General features: G+C 44.3%; 14 protein-coding genes. 1 reads left to right on the forward strand and 13 read right to left on the reverse strand.

Translation table 11 applies throughout. The features are described 5' to 3' along the window. Nucleotides 1-26: 26 nt before the first annotated feature. From ST42_RS08910 to ST42_RS08965, 12 genes are all read right to left on the reverse strand, one after another. A complete protein-coding gene (locus ST42_RS08910) occupies nucleotides 27-1,457 on the reverse strand; it encodes an NADH-quinone oxidoreductase subunit N (RefSeq protein ID WP_022315974.1) in 1,431 nt (476 codons plus the stop codon). Between the two features lie 17 nt (nucleotides 1,458-1,474). After that, nucleotides 1,475-2,959 (reverse strand): complex I subunit 4 family protein, encoded by a 1,485-nt coding sequence (locus tag ST42_RS08915; protein WP_042517173.1) that lies wholly within the window; start codon nucleotides 2,957-2,959, stop codon nucleotides 1,475-1,477. A 5-nt stretch (nucleotides 2,960-2,964) separates the two neighbouring features. Continuing rightward, nucleotides 2,965-4,980 (reverse strand): NADH-quinone oxidoreductase subunit L, encoded by a 2,016-nt coding sequence (gene nuoL, locus ST42_RS08920; RefSeq protein ID WP_044064432.1) that lies wholly within the window; start codon nucleotides 4,978-4,980, stop codon nucleotides 2,965-2,967. A gap of 6 nt (nucleotides 4,981-4,986) precedes the next feature. Next, nucleotides 4,987-5,295: an NADH-quinone oxidoreductase subunit NuoK gene (gene nuoK, locus ST42_RS08925; protein WP_022315977.1), complete on the reverse strand. Its 309-nt coding sequence runs from the start codon at nucleotides 5,293-5,295 to the stop codon at nucleotides 4,987-4,989. A gap of 2 nt (nucleotides 5,296-5,297) precedes the next feature. Further along, nucleotides 5,298-5,822 carry an NADH-quinone oxidoreductase subunit J family protein gene (locus ST42_RS08930; protein WP_022315978.1) on the reverse strand — a complete coding sequence of 175 codons (525 nt, stop codon included), beginning with the start codon at nucleotides 5,820-5,822 and terminating at the stop codon, nucleotides 5,298-5,300. Between the two features lie 14 nt (nucleotides 5,823-5,836). Beyond that, complete coding sequence (locus tag ST42_RS08935; protein ID WP_022315979.1) at nucleotides 5,837-6,373, reverse strand: NuoI/complex I 23 kDa subunit family protein; 537 nt, start codon at nucleotides 6,371-6,373, stop codon at nucleotides 5,837-5,839. A 19-nt stretch (nucleotides 6,374-6,392) separates the two neighbouring features. After that, complete coding sequence (gene nuoH, locus ST42_RS08940; protein WP_042517177.1) at nucleotides 6,393-7,478, reverse strand: NADH-quinone oxidoreductase subunit NuoH; 1,086 nt, start codon at nucleotides 7,476-7,478, stop codon at nucleotides 6,393-6,395. Between the two features lie 67 nt (nucleotides 7,479-7,545). Continuing rightward, entirely contained in the window at nucleotides 7,546-9,117 is a 1,572-nt protein-coding gene (locus tag ST42_RS08945) for an NADH-quinone oxidoreductase subunit D-related protein (protein ID WP_044073232.1), read from the reverse strand. Between the two features lie 18 nt (nucleotides 9,118-9,135). After that, nucleotides 9,136-9,876, reverse strand: coding sequence for an NADH-quinone oxidoreductase subunit B (locus tag ST42_RS08950; protein WP_044073234.1), 741 nt, complete (start codon nucleotides 9,874-9,876; stop codon nucleotides 9,136-9,138). Continuing rightward, nucleotides 9,867-10,217, reverse strand: a complete 351-nt coding sequence (locus tag ST42_RS08955) for an NADH-quinone oxidoreductase subunit A (protein WP_022315983.1) — start codon at nucleotides 10,215-10,217, stop codon at nucleotides 9,867-9,869. Before ST42_RS08955 ends, ST42_RS08950 begins: the two co-directional genes overlap by 10 nt. 103 nt (nucleotides 10,218-10,320) lie before the next feature. Further along, nucleotides 10,321-11,496, reverse strand: coding sequence for a dicarboxylate/amino acid:cation symporter (locus ST42_RS08960; RefSeq protein WP_044073236.1), 1,176 nt, complete (start codon nucleotides 11,494-11,496; stop codon nucleotides 10,321-10,323). Between the two features lie 30 nt (nucleotides 11,497-11,526). Further along, on the reverse strand, nucleotides 11,527-12,393 hold the full coding sequence (locus ST42_RS08965) for a hypothetical protein (RefSeq protein WP_042517224.1): 867 nt from the start codon (nucleotides 12,391-12,393) through the stop codon (nucleotides 11,527-11,529). Nucleotides 12,394-12,638: 245 nt separating this feature from the next. Here ST42_RS08965 and ST42_RS08970 point away from each other — a divergent pair, with 245 nt between their 5' ends. Further along, the gene (locus ST42_RS08970) at nucleotides 12,639-14,984 is read left to right on the forward strand and encodes a mechanosensitive ion channel family protein (RefSeq protein ID WP_044073312.1); all 2,346 of its coding nucleotides are present in this window, start codon (nucleotides 12,639-12,641) and stop codon (nucleotides 14,982-14,984) included. 112 nt (nucleotides 14,985-15,096) lie between these two features. Here the strand turns inward: ST42_RS08970 and ST42_RS08975 are convergent, their stop codons facing one another. Continuing rightward, nucleotides 15,097-15,894: a Cof-type HAD-IIB family hydrolase gene (locus tag ST42_RS08975; RefSeq protein ID WP_044073237.1), complete on the reverse strand. Its 798-nt coding sequence runs from the start codon at nucleotides 15,892-15,894 to the stop codon at nucleotides 15,097-15,099. Nucleotides 15,895-15,941 lie beyond the last annotated feature (47 nt).

Below are 15,941 nucleotides of genomic sequence, written 5' to 3' on the forward strand. Positions count from 1 at the left end.
CATCATTTTTTATTATATCAAATAAATCACATTCCTGCTGCTTGTGCCAGCCAATCATAAACACAGCTACAAACACCAAACAGTAATATGCCTATAGTACAAAGTGCAAGAGCAAAACGAGTATTGTTGTCACTCTTGAACGTTGGCAACGGTGTTTCGGTCTGATTGATATACATGCACTTCACAATCTTCAGATAGTAGTACAAGCTTGGTACTGTGTTCAACAAAGCAATGAATACAACAAGGTATGCCAATGTTGAACCTTGTTCAGCAGCTGCCATGAACACGAAGAACTTACAGAACATTCCTGCGAAAGGTGGGATACCTGCAAGAGAGAACAACGCCAAGGTCATCAAGAACGAAAGTTTTGGATTCGTTCCATAGAACCCATCGTAGCAGTTCATCTTGGTATTGCCATTTCCACGTGTCTCTACAACATTGATAATAGTGAAAACTGCCATATTGGCTGCAACATAAATCAACACATAGTACATGAGAGCTGTAAGACCCATAGCGCTGTTTCCAATTACAGCAAGCATTATGTATCCAGCCTGAGAAATAGAACTGAATGCCATGAATCGTTTCAACTCCTTCTGACGGAGAGCAAAGAGGTTAGCAATGGTGATGGTAAGCAGAATTACTATATACATAAGATATTCCCAATACTCAACCATCGGTGCGAAAACCTTCATAAGAATCGTCATCAGAGCAAACGCTGCAGCTCCCTTTGAAACTACACTAAGATAACCAGTTACTGCTGTTGGTGCACCCTGATAGGTATCAGCAGTCCAGAAGTGGAATGGAACAAGAGAAATCTTGAAACCAAGTCCGCTGAAAAAGAACACCAAGCCAAGAATTGTCAGTGGCGAAGCACTGATTTGTGCAGCTACATCACCAAAATACAATGTACCGACGGCACCATAGATAAATGAAATACCATAAAGCATTACACCACTTGAAAATGTTGCCGTAAGGATAAACTTGGCAGCGCCCTCAGCTGAATTCTTCTTGAACTTGTCAAAAGCCACCAGACATGCCATAGGAACTGATGCCATTTCCAATCCTAAGAAGAACATAAGGAAATGTCCTGAAGAAATCATCACATACATACCCAAGAGGGTTGAAATGATGAGTTCATAATATTCACCTTCCTTGTTCTTCACGTCAGCACGCTCAAGCCAAGACTGTGACATCACCAGAACGATGAACGCACCAGCTGTAAGAATTATCTTCATAACATTGGCTGCTTGAGTTGACTCATAGCATCCACCAAAGACAGAAGCTGGTTCTGCATAGAAGCAGAGAGCTGTCTGACAAATGAAGAGAGCGCCTGTCAGCAGGCTCAACACAGAATGTTTCTTCTCACCTTTCAGAATAAGATCGGCGAGGAATACTATTACCAGCACTGCAATAAGGCCAGCCTCTGGTATCATATTAAAAAACTGACTATAATCCATTTTGTCCTACTGATTAATTATAAGTTAACGACTTGGAGAATTGGTGTCACTGCATCTGTAATTGCATTGCTAGCCCACAATGGGAATGATCCAAGACCTGCAACACAGAATATCAAACAGCAAACAGCAAAGCGCTCATCCCATGTTGCATCTGTCAATGTGAGATAGTGCTCATCCTTGACTTTCTCAAACAAGATGAAACCTACTGTACGCAGGATATAAACCGCGGTAACAACAATTGATGTGATTGCAATTATCGTACAGCAACGATGGAATGTGTCTGGATTTTCAAATGAACCTGTGAAAATTGTCATTTCGGCAATGAAACCAGAGAAACCAGGCAAACCAAGGTTGGCAAGACCTGCAATGACATATCCTACTGAAAGGAATGGCATGATCTTCATCAGACCACCGAGCTTGCGGATATCACGTGTATGTGTTCTGCCGTATATCATACCGATAAGGGCAAAGAACAAAGCTGTCATCAAACCATGAGAGAGCATCTGAAGTATTGCACCTGTGCAAGATACCTTTGTCATCATGAGTAGTGCGAAAAGCACAAGACCACAGTGAGAGACTGAAGAATAAGCATTGATAAACTTCAAGTCTGTCTGTACACATGCAGAGAAAGCACCATATACTACAGAAATTGTGGTAAGGATAAGGAATATCCAAGCCAAATCCTGAGCCGCATGAGGAAGCAGGAACATGGCAATGCGGAAACAACCGTAACCACCAAGTTTCATAAGCACACCAGCATGAAGCATTGACACAGAAGTAGGTGCACAACCGTGACCGATAGGAGACCAAGTGTGGAATGGGAACAAAGCACCAAGCACTCCGAAACCAATGAACACGAATGGGAACAGAACATTCTGTACTGCATCAGGAATATGATTGTTATGAGCAATCTCCAGAATGTTCATTGTTGAAGCACCATTAAAGAAATAGATACCAACAAGACCCAAGATGATAAGGGCAGATCCACCCATCAACATAAGAGTCAACTTCATTGCTGCATATTCTTTTCTTCCTGATCCCCAATAACCAATCAATAGATACATAGGAATAAGGGCAACCTCATAGAACATGAACATCGTGAAAAGGTCGATGCTGATGAAGAAACCATAAACTCCAGTAGAAAGCAATGTAAACCACATGAAGAATTCCTTCGTCAAAGGTTGTAATTTCCACGAAGCGAAAGTTCCTGTAAAGACGATGATGCTTGAAAGAAGCAGCATCACTACAGAGATACCGTCAACACCAACTGCATAGTTGATGTGAAGAGGAGCAAACCAAACTGTAGATGACTGAAGAATCATCTCTTCAGTGTTTCCTGCAGCGCGCTCTCCAATGAAATGTAATGTCAACCAAATTGACATTGCCAACAGACATGATGATCCTATGACCATCACCGTACGGACCTGCTTGATGTCACGGGCAGCCCAAAGGCCGAGCAACATCAAAACTGGGATTACTACAAATATACTTAATATACTCATCGTTCTTATAATATGCTAAGTAATACTAATGTTAATGCAACAGCTCCAGTCAGGAACCAAACGGCATATTGACGTACATCACCACTCTGCCAAGGACGGAGACTCTCGCCAGCTTCGTTTGCACCCCATGCACTGAAATCAATGAGACCATTGATGATATGCTCATCAATCCACTGAACCGGACGAGATACAAAACGGAACAAAATCTTATGTGTGACAAACATATAGACTTCATCCATATAGAAACGTTTGTAAGCCCAACGATGAAGACGAGGGAATGTCTTGTACAACTTGTCAGCAATCGGCTGTTTCTCACCCTTATATATATATGTAGCAAGAGCAATTGAAATAACGGCAATTACTGTGGAAGTTATAGCTACCTGAGGAGCGAAATGTACTGTATATGCAGTACCTGCAGCACTTACTATCTCACCGAAGCTTGCCCAGCTCCAATCCATGAAACCACCAAGCGTAGTGAAGACACCAACGCCGACGGTAATAATACTCAAGAATATCAATGGGAAGGTCATTGTCAGCGGAGCCTCGTGTGGAGTGTGATGAGCATGAAGTTCCTTATTCTCTGTACCCCAGAAAATACCATAGTAAAGACGGAACATATAGAACGCTGTCATAGCGGCAACACCGGTCATCCACCAACCGATGAACTGAGAATGCTCAAAACATGCAGTGATAATCTCATCCTTAGAGCTGAAGCCTGAGAAGAATGGAATACCAGCGATAGCAAGACAGGAAATCAAGAATGTGGCATGGGTAATAGGCATATACTTCTTCAGACCACCCATCGCAGACATCTCGTTTGAGTGAACAGCATGAATGATACAACCAGCACCCAAGAAAAGACAAGCCTTGAACATAGCATGTGTGAAGAGATGGAATAGAGATGCCATATATCCAAGCTGGGCATGATTGTCGAGAACAGCACCATGATGACCTGGCAAGCAAACGCCAAGTGCCACCATCATAAAGGCAATCTGAGAAATCGTAGAGAATGCAAGTACTCGCTTGATATCACTCTGTGCACATGCCACAGCAGCAGCATAGAAAGCAGTAAACGCACCAACATACACGACTATTTCCATTGCCTGTGGAGCATATTCAATCCAAATAGGGAACAGACGAGCAATCTGCACTACTCCTGCAACCACCATGGTCGCAGCATGAATAAGCGCAGAAACAGGTGTAGGTCCCTCCATAGCATCTGGCAACCAGATGTGAAGTGGGAACATGGCAGACTTACCAGCACCTCCGATAAACATCAGCACGAGAGCTGTAGGAAGAATAAAACCTCCTGCGGCTGCAGCACGTGAAGCATCACATGTTGTGAATGCAGTCATTCCCTCTGCTATATGAACTTCAGTTCCAGTGAAAGAGAAGTTAAATGAACCTGTATAATATCCGAAGATGAGAATACCGATCAAGAAGAACATATCAGCGAAACGAGTCACTATAAATGCCTTCTTGCTAGCATGAACTGCTGCATGCAATCCATAATAGAATCCGATCAAAAGATATGAGCTGACACCCACGAGCTCCCAGAACATATACATCTGGAAAATGTTGGTAGCCAGAACAAGTCCTAGCATTGACATTGTGAAGAGAGACAAGAAAGCGTAATAGCGCTGGAAGCCCTTCTCACCATGCATATAGCCAAATGAATAAATGTGCACCATAAAGCTAACTGTGGAAATGACAATCAGCATCATCACTGAAATAGGATCAAGAAGGATACCTAAATCAAAGTGAAGATTACCGAGTGGCAACCAAGTGTAATTGTATGGTACTAATGTCGCAAAAGTTCCGTCAGCCAAACGCGGAGCTGTGAAATACTGGAAAGCTGTGATATAGCTCAACACAGTAACCAATCCAATAGAACAGGTTCCGATAAGACCGGCTGTTTTATGCGACCATGCATACTTGTTTCCCGCAAAATCGGGCAAGCCAATGACGAGGAAACTCAACAATGGCAAGAGAAGTATCAACAATGAATATGTATAATCCATAACTTATTAATATTTCATGTTTTCAATACTGTTCACCTGATCGCTGTGGAAATTACGGTAAACATTAATAATTATAGCGATAGCCACTGCACTTTCTGCCGCACTTACGCCCATTGAGAAAAGGGTCATGAAGAAGCCCTCGAATTCACCGGGGAAGAGCAGTCTGTTAAAGGCAGCGAAATTGATGTCTACAGCATTGAGCACAAGCTCAATGGAGATAAGCATTGCTATCAAGTTACGACGAGTGACGAATCCGTAAACGCCGATGAAGAACAGAAGTGCGCTAAGCACAAAATAACATTCTACAGGTACCATAATTATTTATCCTCCTTTTCTTTACGAGCCACAACGATGCCGCCGATAATGCAAGCGAGCAAGAATACAGAAATGAACTCAAACGGTAAAACATACTGATATTTCTCGCTTCCAACAAGAGCCTCACCAATGACATTCATTGAAACCTCCTCGTCAGCAACCTCACATGCTCTGAACAAGAATTCATTCTTGAGCAGAACAATAGTCACTGTAAGGAAGCCAGCGAGAGTTACAAGAGCAGCGCCAATGGCACGGCTTCCTTTCACATGCTCTACCAAGCCCTGAAGTGTACGGCGATTAACGAGCTGAATAGCAAAGATATACATCATCGTGATGCCACCAGCATAGATACTCAACTGGGCAGCACCCAAGAAAGTGTAGTCAAGAATAAAATACAATCCAGCAACACCGAACAAAACGAAGAGCAGGAATGTGGCTGCACGCATGATACGCTTTGTGGCGACACACATAACAGCAGAACCCAGAATTACTACGGCAAGAATGCCAAACATTATAATATTAGCCATTTCTTATGTCCTCCTTATTTTGTTTTGGTGTTAAACTTACCGATTTCAAGAGGAGCTCCACCATCTATAAGGTTAGGAAGGCTTCCTCCGGTATATACCTCCTTGTCAAGGTGAAGAACGAGTTTGTCTCTATCAAAGACAGAGTTCTCGAAGTCATTCGTGAAATGAATGGCATCGAAATTGCATGCATTGACACATAGTTCACAGAACATGCAATCTCCGAGATCATATTGATAGTCAACCAACTTGCGTTTCTTCTTGCCCGTCTCAGGGTCCTCCACCATCTCTGTAAGAATCTTTATCGAGTCATTAGGACAAGCCTTCTCACACAATGTGCAGCCAACGCATTTGTAGTTTTGGTTCTCGTCGCGTGAGAAAACAAGTCTGCCACGATGGCGAGCCGACACATGGAGCGTTGTCTTGCGGTTCTCAGGATACTGCTCAGTGCTCTTCTTGGTGAAATACTCAGTAAGAGTAGTCTTCATACCAATGGCGAGAGTCTTTACAGCAGAACCAATTTCTCCAAAATATGATTTATTATTATCTTCCATATCTATTTAAACTCCTTATTTAAAAGTGCCAGCCAAATGCCACAATGATAGTCATAAGCACCAAGTTGATGAGACAAAGCGGCATGAGATATTTCCACTCAAGTTTCAATATCTGGTCAATACGCAGACGTGGGAAAGTCCAACGTACCCACATAAGCAACCAAACAACGGCGAAAGTCTTGCCAAGGAACCATACGATACCAGGGATAAGGTTCATGATTCCATCGAAACCTTCTATACCGATATTTACAGGTGCCCATCCTCCAAGGAATACAGTAGTTGCGATTCCAGATACCACGAAGAGGTTAAGATACTCTGCAAGGTAATAGAAACCGAATCCCATACCAGAATACTCTGTATGATAACCGGCTGTCAACTCGCTCTCAGCCTCAGCCAAGTCGAACGGACCACGGTTTGCTTCTGCATTACCAGCTACGAGGAAAACCAGGAAGGCTATAATAGCAGGAACATGACCTTTGAAGATTAGCCAGTTCCATGGTCCGACCTGTGCTTCAACGATACCGCTCACCTGCATTGTACCTGTAAGTATTACTGCAGTAATGAGACACAAGCCGAGAGACATTTCGTAAGATATGAGCTGAACAGCTCCACGCATAGCCGAAACGACACTATACTTGTTGTTACTTGCCCAACCGGCGAGGAAGATACCAACCACACCGATACTTGACACCGCAGTCAGCAAGAACACACCAACATTGAAGTTCAGCACCTCTGCGCCATTGTTCCATGGCAAGAAAGAGAAGGTGCCCACCGAAGCAATGATAACAAGGAACGGAGCCACGAAATACAGCAGCTTGTCAGCCTTGTCTACAGTGAAAATCTCCTTGATGAGCATTTTCAGAACGTCGGCAAAAACCTGGAATATACCCCATGGACCGACACGCATCGGACCAAGTCGGCACTGGAAGTAAGCACAAACCTTACGTTCCATGAAAATCAAGCAAATAGCAAGTATGGCATAACCTGCAAGAATAAGTACGCCAACCAGTATGCACTCGATAAGGATCGACCAGAAATCTCCAAGTCCAAGAGTTTGGCGGAGAAGAGCGTCGAACCATATTGTTACGTTACTAAAGTCAAACATAATATAAATTTTGATTTTAGAGTTTAGAATACATCGAATGTTTCCAACCCCTTAATTCATTTTTCGATTATCTGTCAAGGTCAGGGATTACGAAGTCGATAGCGGCACCGGTTGTGATGAGGTCAGCGATTTTCTGTCCACGCAACATCGGATCGAGAGCACCTGCCAGAGTAAGACCCATCGGACGCATCTTCATACGATAAGGACTCTTGTCACCTCTTGAGTCAAGATATACTCCGAACTCACCGCTTGCACCCTCTACAGAGAAATACCACTGTCCCTCAGGAACCTTTATGATTGGTTTCTGCTTGATGTAATATTCTCCCTCTGGGATGTTGTCGATAAGTTGTTCGATAATATCAAGACTCTGATAAAGCTCCTTGATATGAACATAATAGCGATCCATAGAGTCACAACCTGTCATGGTAATCTCCTCCCAGTTCACTTTGTCATAGCAATCGTATGGATGACGCTTACGTGTATCGTTCTTCCATCCGGCAGCACGTCCTGCAGGACCAGTCACCGCATAGTTGATACAGTTTTCCTTATCCATAGGACCAACGCCTTCAAGTCGCTTATGTGTGATGACGTTATCTCCGAACACATCGAGATACTCCTGAATCTTAGGTCTCAAATACTTGCAGAGTTTCTTTGTATTATCAACGAAATTAGGATCGATGTCAGCCTGAAGTCCACCGATTCGATAGTAGTTCATAATGAGTCTACCACCAGTTGTCTCCTCCATCACATTGAGCACATGCTCACGGTCGCGCATGCAATACAAGAATGCTGTGAGTGCTCCAAGGTCCTGAGCTGTACAGCCCAAGAACAACAAGTGGCTGTCGATTCGCTGCAGCTCATCCATGATAGTACGGATGTAGCGGATGCGGTCTGACAATTCTATTCCCATCGCCTCTTCAATCACACCCACGAGAGCATGACGATGCATCATTGCAGAGAGATAGTTAAGACGGTCTGTAAGAGCCAATGTCTGAGGATAAGTCATTCCCTCCCACATTTTCTCTATACCGCGATGGATATATCCGAGATGAGGATAAATGCGTTTTACCGTCTCACCGTCAATAACGGTCTGCAAACGCAGCACACCGTGAGTTGACGGATGGTTAGGACCGATATTTACAACATATTCGTCCTCTTCAAACAAGCGATGCTTTGTTTCCACCAAATGACCATCCTTGTCGAGTGAATACTCTACTGTGAAATCGTCCTCTGGCTCATCAGTCAGAGGGAACTTGTTTGCTTCCGGACTCATATCAAAGTCCTTGCGCAATGGATGTCCCACGAAATCAGTACGCAAGAAGAGTCTGCGCATGTCTGGATGTCCAAGGAACTTGATTCCTACGAAGTCGAATACCTCACGCTCAAGTAAGTCTGCGGCTTTCCAGAGGTTTGTTACGGTAGGGATAACATCGCTACCATCCACTTTCTTGGCAATTGTCCTTACAGAACAACGCTCATTGTTCTGAGTGTTTTCAAGAATGTAGATACAACCCAGACCTTCTTCACCGAAGTCCTCACCGATTATAGTAACAAGGTAATCGAAATGCTTCTCGTTCTTCAGCTTTGCCATTTCATTGGCGAAGTTTTCGAAAGTGAGTTCTATATTATTCAGTTTCATGTCTTATACCTTATTATATTATACAGTTTGGTTTTTCTCAGAATCAGCGAGGTCGCCGACTTTGAAATCAGCGGGAACATCAGTCACGATGATTGGCTCCGGATGTCCGAGCTTCTGAGAATCCTGAAGGTTCTCGTTGCTCAATCCACGGAGATCTCCCTTGCTCATTGAAAGTTCCTTCTCCTCCTTTGTCATCTTGTGGTTAGCGCCACCAAAGAACTTCTCGATCTTAACCTTTCTCTGGAGCTGCATCATACCATAGAGGATTGCCTCAGGACGTGGAGGACAGCCTGGGATATACACATCAACAGGCACGAGTTCATTGATACCACGAACTACATTGTAGCTCTTCTTGAAAGGTCCGCCACTGATGGTGCATCCTCCGACGGCAACGACATACTTTGGCTCAGCCATCTCATCATAAAGACGCTTGAATACCGGTGCCATCTTGTTGGTGATAGTACCGGCACACATGATAAGGTCTGCCTGACGTGGAGAGTTACGTGTCACCTCAAATCCGAAACGTGAGAAGTCATAGCGCGCACAACCCACAGACATGAATTCGATACCACAGCAACTGGTACCGAAAGTGAGCGACCACAACGAGTTGCTTCTTCCCCAGTTGATAACCTGATCAAGGGAACCGAGCACCACATTGCAACCGCCTTCATGAAGTTGGTCTACTATCTTCTCAAGAGTATCATTGTCCTTAAACTCGTTGTAAGGAATGCTTTTGATAACGGGTTTTCTTACTTCCATTCCAACGCTCCTTTCCGCCAAGCATAAGCAAGGCCAAACACCAACACTAAGAGGAAGAATCCAATGCTACACAAAGCCATTGGACCAAACTTGCTGACTGCCACAGCCCATGGATATAGGAACACTGTCTCGATGTCGAACATCAGGAAGAGAATGGCAAAGAGGTAGTAACCCACATGCATTGGCACCCATGATGTGCCGCGCGTTGGGATACCGCACTCAAAAGGCTGTCCCTTCACTGGGTTGTACGACCTAGGGCCAATGAGTTTCGCAACTACATACGCTCCTACAACCAATACAACTGCCGTCAAGATAACGGTAATAAATAGGATAAAATACATAAATATTTTATTAAATAAAAAATTTGACTGTCAAAATCGTTTGCAAAGATACATATTTTATATTATAATCTGCAATGAAAGGTAAACAAATCGTAAAATAAGATTATTTCTCCGACTTATCCTTACCTCCAAACCACTTGTCTATCAGCAAAGCCAGAGAACCGTCACCTGTCACATTACATGCAGTTCCGAAGCTGTCCATTGCGATATATAGGGCAATCATAAGGGCTTGGTCTGCCTCTGTGAAGCCCAATATTGAAGCCAGTACACCGAGAGATGCCATTATCGCTCCACCAGGAACACCCGGAGCAGCGACAATAGATATTGCAAGCATCAGAATGAATCCTATAACGGTGACGAAATCGTATGATATATGCTGCATCATCATGAGCGCCATGGCACAGGCAACGATTTTCATCACGCTTCCCGACATGTGGATTGTTGCACAAAGAGGTATGACGAAACCCGCTATGCTTTTATTCACTCCATTGGCTATAGTCTGTCGGAGAGTCACGGGAATAGTGGCAGCTGAAGACTGTGTTCCGAGCGCTGTGAAATAAGCCGGCAGCATCCGTCCTAAGAGTCTGAACGGATTCTTTCCCACAAATGCGCCTGCTACACAATACTGGAATATGAGCAAGAAGATATGCATCACGAAAATCACTCCGATAATTTTCACGAATACTGTCAATACGCGTGCTGCATCACCGGTGTATGCCATATTGAGGAATATACCGAAAATGTATATCGGCAAAAGTGGAATTATTGCCACATTGATTGTCTTGATGATTACCTGCATGAAGTCCTTCATAACGTTTTTCAACGCCACATACTGCATTGTTGCCGTTGTCAGACCGAGGGTGAAAGCTAACACAAGGGCTGTCATAACATTCATTGGAGCTGGTATCTCAACGGTAAAAAACGGAGCCATCGCCTCTGTCGTCGCCAACGACGCCGCCGTAGTCTGTGTGTCAATAAGCGACGGGAACGTAAGCTCACTAACCGCATAAGACAGGAGTCCAGATGTCACCGTAGCGAAATAAGCCAAAGCTGTAGTGGCAATCAACATCTTCCCGGCTCCCTGACCGATGTCGGAAATAGCTGGAGCAACAAGTCCGAGAATCAGCAATGGAATAAGGAAGCCAAGGAACTGGCTGAAAATGCCGTTGAACGTGAGGAACACCCTGACGACCTCTCCCGGCAAAAACATTCCGAACACTACACCACAGACAATGGCAATGATAATCTTAGGCAGCAGGCCTATTTTGAAAGTTTTCATTTGATATAGATTTTTAGGTTTTTAAATATTTCATTTCAACACGTTAGCAACCAATCCTTCCATCGGGCTTTTGATTATTTTCCCAACGGTATATCCGCATTGTCTTGCTGCTTCGACAAGTTGCTTTTCGTAATAATGTGCCACACTACCCACAACATTTACTTTAAGGTCTTTTCTTTCATAGCGGTCAACATTCTTGACAAAGAAAGCCTTGAAGTTTTCCACGACGATCGCCTCTAATTCCGGCACATCGAGGTGTTTATAAATAAACGGCGACAAAGAAGCAAGAAAACGGTTTGCCAGCGGTTCCTTGTAGACACGCCTTATGATATCGTCCAAATCAAGATTTGTAGATTCAAAGAATTCCTCACACAAGGTTTTCGGCAGTCCGCCTTTGAAAACGGCATTCAAGAAAAGTTTCCCGAGAACGGCCCCGCTACCCTCGTCACCGAGTATATATCCCAGCGGTGATATATTGGCTACTATCTTCTCGCCATCAAACAAACAGGAGTTGGCTCCAGTTCCAAGAATGCATGCAATACCTTCCTCACCTCCACAAAGAGCATGAGCCGCAGCCATCAAGTCACTGTCTACAAAGACTTTACCATCTGCAACAGACAGACAGCCCACCAATATTGCCTTCAACGATTTGGCTGCTTCGCCACGACATCCCGCCCCATAGAAACGCACATCAACATTGCCACGACTTTCATGCCACAACTCCGCAACGTTGGCCCTGAACTGCATCAGCAGCTCTCTTACCAGGATATTTCTGATCTGTTCTTCTGTCTGATGTGCAGGATTTATGCCTTGTGTATGACAACTGAATACCGGTTGTCTGCCTGAAACGAGACACCAGTCTGTCTTCGTACTGCCACTGTCGGCAAAAAGCGTCAATGGCAATTCTTTATTGATGGTAATGTCTGACATTTGATGGTAGTAATTAAAACGTGGCAAAATTAATAAAAAAAGTGTGAGTTGGCAAACTTAACATTGAAGAAAATGCATTATCTTTGCAAAACGGAAAATCGCTTTTCTGATTGCAGCATGCCAGTGACGACAAACGCGACACTGCAAAAACAAATCAAATCGGGAACTGTAATACAAAAAAAAAGACAAACAATAATTTTATAAAGAACAATATGAAGAAGAGACTGTTTTTACTATTTCTGTTCGCAATAACAATCACCATTTCTTGCAATGCCGTGCTCAAGGAGAAAGACCTTGACAACACATTGTCGATACTCAGAAATGAATTGACCACTTATCACCAAGAGCAGAAAAAGAGACAGATGAAATACAAGAACAGCAGTGAGCTGATAAGGAAGAACCTCTTCTCCATTCTTGCAAAGAGTAATCAAAATGCCCTCATGCTTTATTCTCAGAAGCCGGAATATGTTTTTGACCTTGCTTACGCATGTCATGAGGCAACCGACCAGTTCAGCAATTTCCGCAAGAGTTCTCTGCCATTCCGGTCGTATATCACGCAATTGGACAGTGAAATCGCCCGCTACGATAGCCTTGTAAACTCGCTCAGTTCCATGCCCACCTTCGCTCTTAGCGACAAGGCAAAGGTAAACCGCAACGTGTGTCTCACCCTGGCGGTAAGCATCCGTAACAACATGACGGAAAACAAATCCATGCTGCAGGACTACATAAAGTATTACAACCTGACAGAGAATCACTTGAAAAGCCTCAACGATTATGCCAACGGCAGATACAGTGAAATTCAGAACAACATATTCCGGAATGGCGGAGAAAACTATTTCAGTATCCTAGCCAATCTCGGCACTCAAGTGAGCAAGACAACCGAAACGGTAAACGACAAATACCGTTCTTCCAAGAAGCTCCACTCGCAGTGGGACTCTCGTATGATCTTCGGATTGTTCGTCAGCATACTTTTCTATGGCATCATAGCCATTCTCCTGAACATGCTCGCAATACGCTTTCTGATGCCGAAGAAATTCCGCACCGAACAGTTCATGCTGAAACGTCCGTGCATCATGATGGCGACATCCACAATAACATTTGCAATTCTTATCGGCATCATACGCAGCACGGTGAACCAGAATTTCATCACCATGGCGAGCAACCTGCTCGTTGAATATGCCTGGCTGCTTGGCGTAATCCTGATATCTCTACTTCTGAGAGTAGACGGAAAACAGATAAAGAGCGCCTTCCGCATCTACTCACCGCTAACGCTGGTGGGATTCATAGTGATAACATTCCGCATCACGCTGGTGCCTAACGACTTGGTAAACCTGATTTTTCCTCCGGTCCTATTGCTCTGCACACTATGGCAATGGAACGTGATAAGAAGACACAACGAGAAGATACCCCGGTCTGATATGTTCCTGACATACATCTCATTGCTGGTATTCGCGACGAGCGTTGTGTGCTCATGGATAGGATTCACTCTTCTCAGCGTGCAGATGTTGATTTGGTGGATAATGCAGCTCACCTGCATCCTGACAATCAGCTGCCTGGCAAGTTGGATGAGCGAATACGCCGCAAAGCATCATCTTGAGGAGAAACCTATAAACAAGACATGGATATACAGACTGCTTCTGAAAGTCATAATCCCCTTGATGGCAATCTCTTCCATACTGATTTCCATATATTGGGCTGCCGACGTCTTCAACCTCAGCGACCAGATGATGCGCATCTTCACCACCCGTTTCATCGACGTCAGCAACTTCAGCGTCAGCATATCATCCATTGCCACGGTATTGGCACTATGGTTTGTTTTCGCTTATATCAGTTATATAACGATAGAATTCATGCGACTGCACCTGATGAACATAGACTCTCGCACGGCTGCCAGCCGCAACGTGATGGGAAAGAACATCGTGCAGGTTGTAGTCTGGGGCACATGGCTGCTGATAAGCCTCACCATTCTCCATGTGAGCAACACTTGGCTGGTTGTCGTTTCGGGTGGTCTGTCCACTGGTGTCGGCTTCGCATCCAAGGATATTCTCGAAAACATATACTATGGAATATCGCTAATGGCTGGCCGTATCAACATCGGTGACTGGATAGAGTGTGACGGCACTCGAGGAAAAGTGAGCAGCATAAGCTACACAAGCACTATGATAGAAGCCACCGACGGTTCGGTGATCGCATTCCAGAACTCCCAGCTGTTCACCAAGAACTACAAGAATCTGACCCGCAACCATGGTTACGAGCTTTCTGTAGTAAACTTCGGAGTGGGCTATGGCACTAATGTGGAGAGAATGAAAAAAGTCGTTACCGATGCCATCGAGAAACTTCATATTCCCTATATCGACAAAGAGAAACAGCCAAGCGTACTGTTCAAGGAATTCGGCGACAACAGCATAAACTTCAAATTCGTATGCTGGGTTGACGTAACGAAACAGGTAGTTACAGAGAGCATGATCATGGAGAGCATCTACAACACGCTCAACGAAAACGACATAGAAATGCCATTCCCGAAACGCGATGTTTACATCAAGGAAATGGCAAAGTAAACAGACTATCCAATAAAATTATGACCTCGGAACATATACTCCGGGGTCATTGTTTTATCTGGTAACTGAACATACACAAACCAGATCAGAACAATATACTCAAGTTTCTGATTTAGATAACGCCGAAATGCTCCAGCGCATTCTTCACACCGTCATCATCAACTGAGGTAGTGATATAATCAGCAGCAGCCCTCGCCTCGTCACCGGCATTTCCCATTGCCACACCGATTCCCGCACGCCGCAATATCGACTCATCGTTTCCGCCATCGCCAAAAGCCATGGTTTCCGAAATGTTGAGGTCCAGATATTGCGCCATTGCTTCAAGTCCTTTTCCCTTGTCAGCCTGCTCTGCCGTAATATCCGTAAATGCAGGATTCCAACGTCCCGACACGCAGCCCGGCATCTTCTCCATGATTTCCTTTTCATATTCCGCAGAGAAGAAGGGCGTAAGCTGAAGAATCTGCTCATTCCTCATAATGTCCTTCACATCAATAGCCATATCGATATTCTGGACAGCGAGATCCCTCACGAACACATCATAATACACCTGTTTGGGATTATACACGCCAATTCTCTTCTCACCAACCACTATGCAGGTATAGTCATTCTTTTCGGCATCCGCCATCATGACATCAACATCTGCCATGGGGATTGGATTGCAGCATATCGCCTTGCCATCCACTATGCAGAGTGCTCCATTGGTCGTTATATATCCATCTATGTATTGTTCTATAGCCTTCAGATTCGTAATTATAGGCAACGGTCTGCCCGTAGAGATGAACACTCCTACCCCATTAGCCTTTGCCTGGGCTATGGCATCGACAGTAGACTGTGGTATCTGGTGTGTCTTGAAGCTTACCAGCGTACCGTCTATATCGAAAAACAATGCTTTTACGTTGTCGTTCTTCACTTTAAAACAAATAAAAAAAGCAATCGGCTGCGACAATGAGCGTTTTT

This window comes from Prevotella pectinovora, assembly GCF_000834015.1.
GTDB lineage: Bacteria > Bacteroidota > Bacteroidia > Bacteroidales > Bacteroidaceae > Prevotella > Prevotella pectinovora.

What these genes read in the sequence shown, in the direction of transcription:
- ST42_RS08910 (WP_022315974.1), bottom strand. Translation starts at nt 1,457, where the DNA reads ATGGATTATAGTCAGTTTTTTAATATGATACCAGAGGCTGGCCTTATT.
- ST42_RS08915 (WP_042517173.1), bottom strand. Translation starts at nt 2,959, where the DNA reads ATGAGTATATTAAGTATATTTGTAGTAATCCCAGTTTTGATGTTGCTC.
- nuoL (WP_044064432.1), bottom strand. Translation starts at nt 4,980, where the DNA reads ATGGATTATACATATTCATTGTTGATACTTCTCTTGCCATTGTTGAGT.
- nuoK (WP_022315977.1), bottom strand. Translation starts at nt 5,295, where the DNA reads ATGGTACCTGTAGAATGTTATTTTGTGCTTAGCGCACTTCTGTTCTTC.
- ST42_RS08930 (WP_022315978.1), bottom strand. Translation starts at nt 5,822, where the DNA reads ATGGCTAATATTATAATGTTTGGCATTCTTGCCGTAGTAATTCTGGGT.
- ST42_RS08935 (WP_022315979.1), bottom strand. Translation starts at nt 6,373, where the DNA reads ATGGAAGATAATAATAAATCATATTTTGGAGAAATTGGTTCTGCTGTA.
- nuoH (WP_042517177.1), bottom strand. Translation starts at nt 7,478, where the DNA reads ATGTTTGACTTTAGTAACGTAACAATATGGTTCGACGCTCTTCTCCGC.
- ST42_RS08945 (WP_044073232.1), bottom strand. Translation starts at nt 9,117, where the DNA reads ATGAAACTGAATAATATAGAACTCACTTTCGAAAACTTCGCCAATGAA.
- ST42_RS08950 (WP_044073234.1), bottom strand. Translation starts at nt 9,876, where the DNA reads ATGGAAGTAAGAAAACCCGTTATCAAAAGCATTCCTTACAACGAGTTT.
- ST42_RS08955 (WP_022315983.1), bottom strand. Translation starts at nt 10,217, where the DNA reads ATGTATTTTATCCTATTTATTACCGTTATCTTGACGGCAGTTGTATTG.
- ST42_RS08960 (WP_044073236.1), bottom strand. Translation starts at nt 11,496, where the DNA reads ATGAAAACTTTCAAAATAGGCCTGCTGCCTAAGATTATCATTGCCATT.
- ST42_RS08970 (WP_044073312.1), top strand. Translation starts at nt 12,639, where the DNA reads ATGAAGAAGAGACTGTTTTTACTATTTCTGTTCGCAATAACAATCACC.